The following is an 8,261-nucleotide window of genomic DNA, read 5'->3' as shown; positions in this document are numbered from 1 at the left end:
AATGTGGAGTGCGATAGGGCTTTGCGCTTTCATGGCCTCGCCCCTCCTCAAGCTGCCGAGAGAAGGGCGCGAAGCGCAGTCGGGCCGAAGATCACGAGGGCTCCGGCTCCGACGAGCTGAGCAAGCCGCATGATGTCGATGCGGCCGGTGACCATGGCCCAGATGCCATAGATGATAACGCCAACACCGATGACCGGCGCGGCAACACTGACCAACCCGCTTTCCAGCGATTGCAGCATGCTGGTCGCCGGTGCGGACCAGTCCTGTGCCATCGCGCGCGCTGGAAACAGCATCGAGGCGACGGTTACCGCCTTGATTGCAATTTCACTCAGATCGACTTTGACGGGAGAGGTCAGGCAGAGTCCGAGTCTCTTGAGGATGTTCATTTTAAAAAAGTCCTTACTTCAGCAGGAGATAGAAGGCGGCGACTGCCAGCCAGTTGAATACGGCCAGCGCGCTGCAGGCCGCGAAGTTCCAGCGGATAGCGCGACGGATCTTGTCGCTTTCCACCGCGTGTTGAGCGACCGCAGAAACAATCGTCTGGATGCTTTCGTTGCCGAGTGTCCCGGCAAGCTTGTGGATCGTGGAGGCGACGTCCTCGACCTTGCGGTCGATGGCCTCGTTCACCCCGGAAACGTCGTTGCTGAATTGGGTGGACACCCGCTTGCGCTCGTCCTCGAGGAGAAGCTTCAGCTTTTCCCCGAACCCGTTCAGGATTGCGACAACCGCCATCACCGGATCGTCCTTCTGATAGGATATCCCGGTGTTCCGATGTGCGATGTCGATGGCCTCTTCGATGGTCATCTGATGCCACTGTTCATCGATGACCGGCTCGACGCGCTGCTGTGCGGCCGCGGAACTCATTCGGCGGCTTCCAGGTCAGCGGCTTCGAGAAAAGCCGCACCATCCAGGCGGTCGATGGCCTTGGTCCAGTAGATCTTGAGGCGCTGACGGGCCATCACGTTGAAGTCGTTTGAGCCGATAGCCTCTTCGAAGGTCAGTTTCGCCCCCATCATAGCCCGAATGTCTTCGCCGAAGGTGCCGGCCTGGACCTTGGGGTGGCTCATCACGGCTGCAATGCGGTCGGCGTTGTCCTGGTAAATGTTGCTCTCTTCGAAACTCTGTCCATTTTTGGTGACAGGACCAAAAAACTCGTTCAGCCACACGACAAGCGGGACGCCGGGAAAATGCCGGAAGATCGCAAGCAGGCTGTTGAACGTGTCATCGAGCGCGGCCCCGCCGCAGACAGGGCAATGGATGAACACCCTCACATCTGCGTCCTGAAGCAGTTCGAAGGCATTGTTCTCGGCGAGATAGGAACAAGTTGCGATGAAGGAAGACGTGCCGGTGTCGATGACCGTGTGGCTGGTTTCCGGTGCCTCGAAAATCCGCGTCATGACGTGATCGAACAGGCGCGGATTGATGTCGTCGCCGTCCATGATCTGGATCGGAACGGCCTTCAAAGCCCTGATCGCGGACAGCGTCGGCGTGGTCGGGTCCAGGTCGATTGCCTGCACATTATAATCGGCGTGCTGGAAATACTGGACAAGCATGGAGGAGGTCAGGCTCTTGCCGGCACCACCTTTGCCCTGCATGACAATATGAACGGTCTTCACCATGCCTTGTCCACCTCATCGGAGCCGGTTGGCATTTTAAATCCGGTAATAGCGGGGAGGGCTTTGCGGCGCTTGGGCTGCGTGCCAACCTTTTCCTTAGATGCGCCACTAGGAGCAGTGTCCGTTGCCTTGCGCTCGGCCAACTTCCGCCAGGCCTTGGCGAAGGCATCATATTTGACAGTGACCAGACCGGCCTCACTGATCCGCGCAAACGCGGACCTGAGAGAAGTGGAACTGTCAACGAGTTTCTTGATCTGGGCGTAGTTGGACTCAAGCTCAAGCGGAGCCTGTCCCCACGGCGCCCGCTTCACACGTGCTGAAGACGGCATGGGTCATTAACGTTCCCGCGCGGGAACGCCCTCAAATTTGTTGATGGAAGTTGAAAGCTGTCAGTATTGGCCGCACTATCGGCGCGATTCAGCTAGATACGCATCAGCGTACCGAAAGCTATTGCGGCCAATACAGACACAAATGGAGTTTGTAGGGGTCTCCTTATGCGAGCATCAAAAGTGCGTTTGGTGTTCGCTAGGCTCGGCGGTCCTTATGTGGAAGTGAGGACCGCCGGGCTGCTTACAAGTCTTGTTCTACTATCCGTGGACTTGGTTGTACATCTTAAATCCCACCTACTCCTGGTGAGTTATCCACATTTTGCGTTGTTGCTTAAAGCTGGGTTAAAGCTCCCACATAGGGATTTTTTGTGTTGAGCCGGAGGCGAATAAGCGTTGCGATTCAAACGCGATCCGCAGAATCGAAGAGAACTCGCAATCAGAAAGTGCCTCACTTTCTCTATCTTGCCGTCCAACCTCAATCCAAACAAATACACACTCGTCAATGAATTCGTACAATAAAGACAAAACAAATCCTAACTCGTCCAAACTTGGTAATTCTCGTCCAGACTCGTCCGCAAAAATCCATACAAGTCTTTGTTATTTGATAAGTTTTGATAAGTTCTCTCCAAGCTGAATCGATTTTCTTCAAAAAATCAAGCTATTGAGGGATAAAGTCCACCAACGTCCATGAATAGTAAAACATAGCAAAACTCGTCCGATTCTACTTTATGTCCTGAACGTCGCCCTTCGGGGCTTGACGGCGGCAAAAAGGGAATTTTGAGACCGGGAGGCCAGTGCAAGGGAAAGCACGCAGAACTTTTTTCTTGCGTCTTGTACCGTCAGCGCCTAAGGCCCCGAATCTCAACAGGTAGTGCTTTTGACCGTACACAATCAGAAATTAAATCAAGGAATTGCCATGCCCAGCAAAAAAGAAACCGACGCCGTAGACGCCCATGTCGGACAGCGCATCAGATTCCGGCGCATCATGCTCGGACGTTCCCAGGGAGACCTCGCCAAGGCCCTCAACCTGACCTTCCAGCAGGTTCAGAAGTACGAAAAAGGGGTTAACCGCATCGGTGCGAGCCGCCTCTTCGCCATCGCCAGTTTCCTGCACGTACCGGTCGGCTTCTTTTTCGAAGATATGCCTGGGGAAACCCAAATGCCGGAGGTCAGCGAGGTTGAGTCGGTCAACATCGACTTCATGACCAGTAAAGAAGCGGTCAAACTCTGCCAGGCCTTCAGCCGGATCGAGGACCAAAACGTGCGGACCAACCTCATTCAGATGACCAGCGCGATTGCCGGTGAGGCTGATCACGCTGGCGTCACCGGTCGCGCCTGATCGGCCGCGGCACCCTGTGGAGCCGGGTAGTTTGCCGCACCCGGTTCCCGGCGGTCGCGATGCCATCAACCCACTGCCGTATCGCGGCCGCCACCTTTTCTCCCAGGCCAAAATCAAAACCGTGTCGGGCATCGCGCAAGCGGCAACACAATCCGCTGGCATCTTCTGATTGCATTTATTATGATGTCACCACTCGGTTTCCAACTTCTCCAAGAGTGAACTGAGTTCGGAGCAAGGCATGCCCGCAAGCTCGCCTCAGGCCTCGGCTCTCTCCCTACAAGATGCCGGGGCCGCTCCGAGCATGAGATAAGTGCAAGCCTTTGCAGCTAGTGTTCCCTGCGTGGTGTGCGGTGACTGTTCAGTGTGCCTGGATCAACCGAAAAGCTCTCAAGCTGTTTGCTGCGACAGCGGGTGCAACGGAAATATGCTGCGACCAGCGCAACTGGCAATTCCCCCAGGAGCTTCGGCGGAATGCACTGCGACGGGAAGTGCGCGGACCGGCCGCAAGACTGACAAGTGACGACCAGCCATTTCCCGCTCTGTTTGATGTTCGCGATCGTTTCCATTTAGATATCGCCATTGCATGGTCGATGAAATCATGTTCTTTTTTTGTTCTATTATCGATCGCCGATTTTGAAAAGCACCTATGAACGCCCATCTCGTAATTTCCGTGCTCCTGTGTGCCGCCACTTGTGAGACGGAGCAGCTGCGTATCTGGGACGGGGATTCATTCCTGGTCGGGATGCAATCGGGATCTGAACGGATCCGCATCCAGAACATCGATGCACCGGAAATCGACGGTCAGTGCATTGAGGAAATCCGGTGGGCGGATCAAGCAAAGTTCCGCTTGGCAGATATCATGAATGGAAGCCGGATCGAGATCGCCAGGAGCGGGAAGGACAAATACGGCCGGACGCTCGCGCGCGTCTCGGTCAACGGGATCGACGCGGGTGGCGTCCTGATTGTGGAAGGATTGGCCCGGCCCTGGGAAGGGCGACGGCAGCCGTGGTGCTAGGGTGGTTTCGTTCGTCCTACGGCATAAACTTATAGGACCGTTGCAAATCAATTCGGTCGGTAAAAGATTGCGTCGAGCATAGCCGCCCTGCATTCCCACAGCGGTCCGTCTTGGGAATCCGGCTTCTCCACGCCATACCACTCTGAAGCTCGGATGACTTCCACCACACGGTCCCAGTAGTTGCCGAGCTGCAGTGTCGTCTTTGCAAAGCCCATCTTAACGGCGGCGGCCGTAAGGTTCGGATTGGAGACACAGAGGAAGACATCCGGCCGCTTCATCGCCAGGAGGCGAGAGGCTGTCGGTACGCCCCCAACCCGGTGAGAGTTCGCAAAAGCCTTCACGAAAAGAGAGGCGAAGCGATCGTAGTGTTGCCTGGTTACCTCGCCTTTTTGCGGAATGGAGTCCATGGCGCGGGCCAGAAAGACATCATTCGACGCGATTCGGTTCTTGAAGTCGCCCGCACCGCGCATTGAGCCGAACCAACCCCAGTCCCTGCCCAAATCGTCGTCAATGTCCCTGTCCGTCTTGCCAATCACGCCAGCAAGCGCCTTGCGCTGTGGCGTGGTCAGGTCACCGAACGATGGGACAGATGCGAGCCAGACCTGCGCTGTGCGTAACAGTGCAAGGCTCTCATCAACGTGATGCACTGCCGACCCACGTACTTCCAGAACATAATCCCTCCAGCTCATATTGACGAAAGATGATGAGAGTCCTTTCTCGCCGCTCTGAGGAACCTGAATAAGTGGATCGCGAGGTGGGCGCGGCATCTTTGCCGCAAGACTGTGGCCAAGACGATATCGTTGCGCGAGTTTCGAAGTGACCACCTCGCCGAGCTTGGCACTTTCTGCCGTAAAGGCGAGGACGTCGGCGAGGATTTCATCGTCAACTGTGCCCGTCACAAGTACCGAGGCTTCGAGATTGTTGCCGAGCCCACCGCGAGTGAAGTTCGCACTTCCAACGACCGCGGCCATCCGATCCCCGGAGCGAAATGCGAAGACCTTGGGATGATATGTCCCGCCCGGAAATGCGGTGACGACGTAGGAACCGGGAACATCTATAAGCGCCTCCACTAAATCGGGATCTGTCTGGGCAAAGGCCAACCCAAAGGTCACCGCACCGAACTTTGCCGACCGGTTTAGCAGCGGGGTGCAGAGCGAATTGTCGGTGCCCCAGGCGACTGCCCAGTGGAACTCGTCGTAATCGTCCATCAGCCGATGAAGAACCCTTTCGACGGCATCGCCCCTGAGAAGTTCGACGTTCAACTCTATCCCCTCAAGTTCACCATGTTTGCGATCCGAACGACAGATAAGTGCAAATCACTGCACATTGCCTACATCAAATTAGTGGGCCATCAATCAGGCCGCATGGGTTGCCACTCTTCAATAACTTCAAATCAATATCCGCTCCACCTCGTCCAGGCTGACCTCATCGCTGCGCCGGTCATAGAGTTGGGTGGTTCGGGTTGAGGCGTGGTTGGCCATTTGGGCCGCCTTCTCCAGCGTCCCGCCGTTCTTCAAGTAGGCGGTGATGCCGGTCGCCCGAAAGGTGTGGCAGCACACGGCCGTATCGATGCCCGCCGCCTTTGCGCGGCGCTGGATCGTGGCATAGGCATTGGCCTGGGGCAGTGGGGTCTCCGACAGAGTGCCGGTGCCCCTAGTGATCGTTCGGAACAATGGGCTGCGCGGGTGCTCGCGCAAACCCGCGGCCTCCAAATAGTCGTCCAGGTAGGCCTCCAGGGAATGGTGGCACGGCATCTCATGGTTCTTGCCGCCCTTCTCCCGCAACCGCACCCATAGCCGGCGGTTTTGCACGAACACGTCGCGGACTTCCATCGACAGGGCTGCGCCGACCCGTGCAAAGGAATAGGTCATCAGCCCAATCAACGCTCGATCTCGCTTTCCGGAGATTGTATCGGTCGGAATGCTCGCCAGGAGATGCCGCGCTTCTTCCGGGGACAGGACCGGCGTCTTGCCCTTCTTCGTAGAATAAGATGGCCCACGCACCGCATGAGCCGGATTGCTCGGCATGACCTGCCCCGTCACCATCCAGTCAAACAGATGGCGGATGGCGGCAAGGCGGAGTTTCACGGTGGGGACAGCGTGGTTCCGGCCGAGTTCTTCAATCCAGGCCGCCACGTGCACCGGCTGAACGGCGAGGAGGGTGGTGATTCCCCGCTCTGTACACCACTCCATGAAATCCAGAGCGGCCCGCATGTAAGCTTTGCGGGTGTTCGGGTTTCGGATGTTGGCCGTGAAGAATTCCAGGAATCTAACTTGCGCCTTTTGCCCTGGTTCATTCAGCGGGGCTGGGAGGGTTGCGGAAGATGGCAGAATTAGTTTGTTCATGCCACCTCAGTCTTTCTTACAGAAATAGAGGGAGATGTAGGGCGGCATGTTGTTGTGCGCTTCGTTAGACCCCGCATTTCCTACAGACTTTTCAGTAACTACTTGAGCTGCATCTGCAGCGTCTCTCGACTCTGGTAATAACAAGACTTTGTTTGGTCCAGAGCTAGGGACCGTAACAGCTTTGTATATTCCTCCATGAACATGATCTGGCATTTGTTCGACTGTCAGGCGAACCGACTCTTCACCACCGGTGTCACCCACTTGCCTTGGCGTTGTTTCGCTATGCCTTGCGTGACCGGCACCAACAATGAAGCGGCCTTTTCCCTCTTCGAACAACTTCCAGTCGTCCCCGGGGCACGGCTGTGTCTCTGAACTGGCAAAGGCAATCACAGCTCCGGACGGAATGTCGGCCCCAGATGTCGATGTTGCTGAGACAGGGCCCCATTCCCCCAAGAACCCCAAAGAGACCCGCTCCTTTGCAAAAAGCATCGCATAGCCGACAATGATTACGAAGACGGCCGCGGCGATGCCAAGGAGCCAAACTGGAATGCCCAGGATCAGGTCCGGAATGGTTCTGCCTGTAGTCTCACTAGGATTCTGTCCTTTCCCTTCCGCCATTTGCCCCTCCAAACTCCAAAGCTCAGTTCCATCGCCCGATTTTTTTGATGTTGCTCCAGCTGCAACGAGCAGCCTTCGAAGCTCGTCGTCGCTGACCCCTATGAACCGTTCTCTGATTTTCTCGAATGAACGGTGTTCCCATCGAGGGTCACTCAACAGGACCCTTATCGATTGGATTGCAGCTTCATCATTTTTCGACACCGAGCCCTCCCGAAAATTGCATAATCAACAAAACACAATCTAACATGCAAATAATATATGATAAAGGACATTATCATATATAGAGCTGGCGTGCAGCTCTGTTTGGTCTTCGGCAGGTTTTAAGCGTCAATGGTGCGGATTAGAGAGACTGGTCGTCGTAACGCCGGATCCGGACCGTCTTCCGCCTGTAAAAAAGGAGGTTCCACTCGGTCTCGCTGCGGACAGAACCGCTGCGACGACGCGAAGTGAACCTCCAAGGCGGAAGCACAGACCAGACCTGAAGCGTAAACGCCAGCCACGTGACAATGTCTGTCATCAACTCTCGTTGTGTTTCAGGCACGAAAAAACCCGCCAAGAAATGACGGGTGCTGTGTGGGCGTATCGCCCGACCGCTTCACCGGGAAGCGATTGTGTGCGGCTGATCGCTCAGCCGGGTTTCAACTCAGATACCTCATTTGCGGTGAGACAATAAAACGCCGTCGCGCCAACACCGCAGGTCCTGCGTCTTATGTTGGCCGGGTTTGCTGCTCAGGTCGCTCCGTTTGGCATAGCCGCATACTCGCAGCCCAGGCCCTGAGGTTCCAACAAATCATCCTGACTATAAATTGCCATGCGCAGTCATTCCCCGTCCATACGTGTAGCGGCTTGCCAACATAAGCGCCTCTGCTCGCAAACATCGGCATTTTCTGCTCGAATTATCTGACAATGGAGCGGGCGTCGTGCTCACGCTCTTTGCCAATGTGCTCGCAAACATCCGGGTCTGCTTGCAAACATCCGCCACGTGCTCAGATTAATTGC

At 55.9% G+C, this 8,261-nt stretch carries 9 protein-coding genes; 2 read left to right on the top strand and 7 right to left on the bottom strand.

Annotation, left to right across the window (positions count from 1 at the left end; genetic code table 11):
* Positions 1-47: 47 nt before the first annotated feature.
* The 4 genes from ACYQ6M_RS29545 to ACYQ6M_RS29530 are packed head-to-tail and all read right to left on the bottom strand — an operon-like array spanning position 48 to position 1,945.
* Positions 48-386, bottom strand: a complete 339-nt coding sequence (locus ACYQ6M_RS29545) for a TrbC/VirB2 family protein (RefSeq protein WP_460077454.1) — start codon at positions 384-386, stop codon at positions 48-50.
* Between the two features lie 13 nt (positions 387-399).
* The gene (locus ACYQ6M_RS29540) at positions 400-864 is read right to left on the bottom strand and encodes a hypothetical protein (protein ID WP_460077452.1); all 465 of its coding nucleotides are present in this window, start codon (positions 862-864) and stop codon (positions 400-402) included.
* Positions 861-1,619, bottom strand: coding sequence for a nucleotide-binding protein (locus ACYQ6M_RS29535; RefSeq protein WP_460077450.1), 759 nt, complete (start codon positions 1,617-1,619; stop codon positions 861-863). Before ACYQ6M_RS29535 ends, ACYQ6M_RS29540 begins: the two co-directional genes overlap by 4 nt.
* A complete protein-coding gene (locus ACYQ6M_RS29530; RefSeq protein WP_460077448.1) occupies positions 1,613-1,945 on the bottom strand; it encodes a hypothetical protein in 333 nt (110 codons plus the stop codon). The genes ACYQ6M_RS29535 and ACYQ6M_RS29530 overlap by 7 nt, the downstream gene beginning before the upstream one ends.
* 916 nt (positions 1,946-2,861) lie before the next feature.
* Between ACYQ6M_RS29530 and ACYQ6M_RS29525 the strand changes: the two genes are divergently transcribed.
* Together ACYQ6M_RS29525 and ACYQ6M_RS29520 are read left to right on the top strand one after the other, a co-directional pair.
* Positions 2,862-3,284, top strand: coding sequence for a helix-turn-helix domain-containing protein (locus ACYQ6M_RS29525; protein ID WP_460077446.1), 423 nt, complete (start codon positions 2,862-2,864; stop codon positions 3,282-3,284).
* A gap of 646 nt (positions 3,285-3,930) precedes the next feature.
* Positions 3,931-4,299 (top strand): thermonuclease family protein, encoded by a 369-nt coding sequence (locus ACYQ6M_RS29520; protein ID WP_460077444.1) that lies wholly within the window; start codon positions 3,931-3,933, stop codon positions 4,297-4,299.
* Between the two features lie 47 nt (positions 4,300-4,346).
* Here ACYQ6M_RS29520 and ACYQ6M_RS29515 read toward each other — a convergent pair whose 3' ends face one another.
* From ACYQ6M_RS29515 to ACYQ6M_RS29505, 3 genes are all read right to left on the bottom strand, one after another.
* Complete coding sequence (locus tag ACYQ6M_RS29515; protein ID WP_460077442.1) at positions 4,347-5,561, bottom strand: phospholipase D family protein; 1,215 nt, start codon at positions 5,559-5,561, stop codon at positions 4,347-4,349.
* 126 nt (positions 5,562-5,687) lie between these two features.
* Positions 5,688-6,644, bottom strand: coding sequence for a tyrosine-type recombinase/integrase (locus ACYQ6M_RS29510; RefSeq protein WP_460077440.1), 957 nt, complete (start codon positions 6,642-6,644; stop codon positions 5,688-5,690).
* Positions 6,645-6,650: 6 nt separating this feature from the next.
* Positions 6,651-7,463, bottom strand: coding sequence for a phage tail protein (locus ACYQ6M_RS29505; RefSeq protein ID WP_460077438.1), 813 nt, complete (start codon positions 7,461-7,463; stop codon positions 6,651-6,653).
* Between the last annotated feature and the right edge of the window lie 798 nt (positions 7,464-8,261).

The organism is Roseibium sp. ROS1, from assembly GCF_054658215.1.
This window is presented reverse-complemented; position numbering and strand designations above follow the sequence as displayed.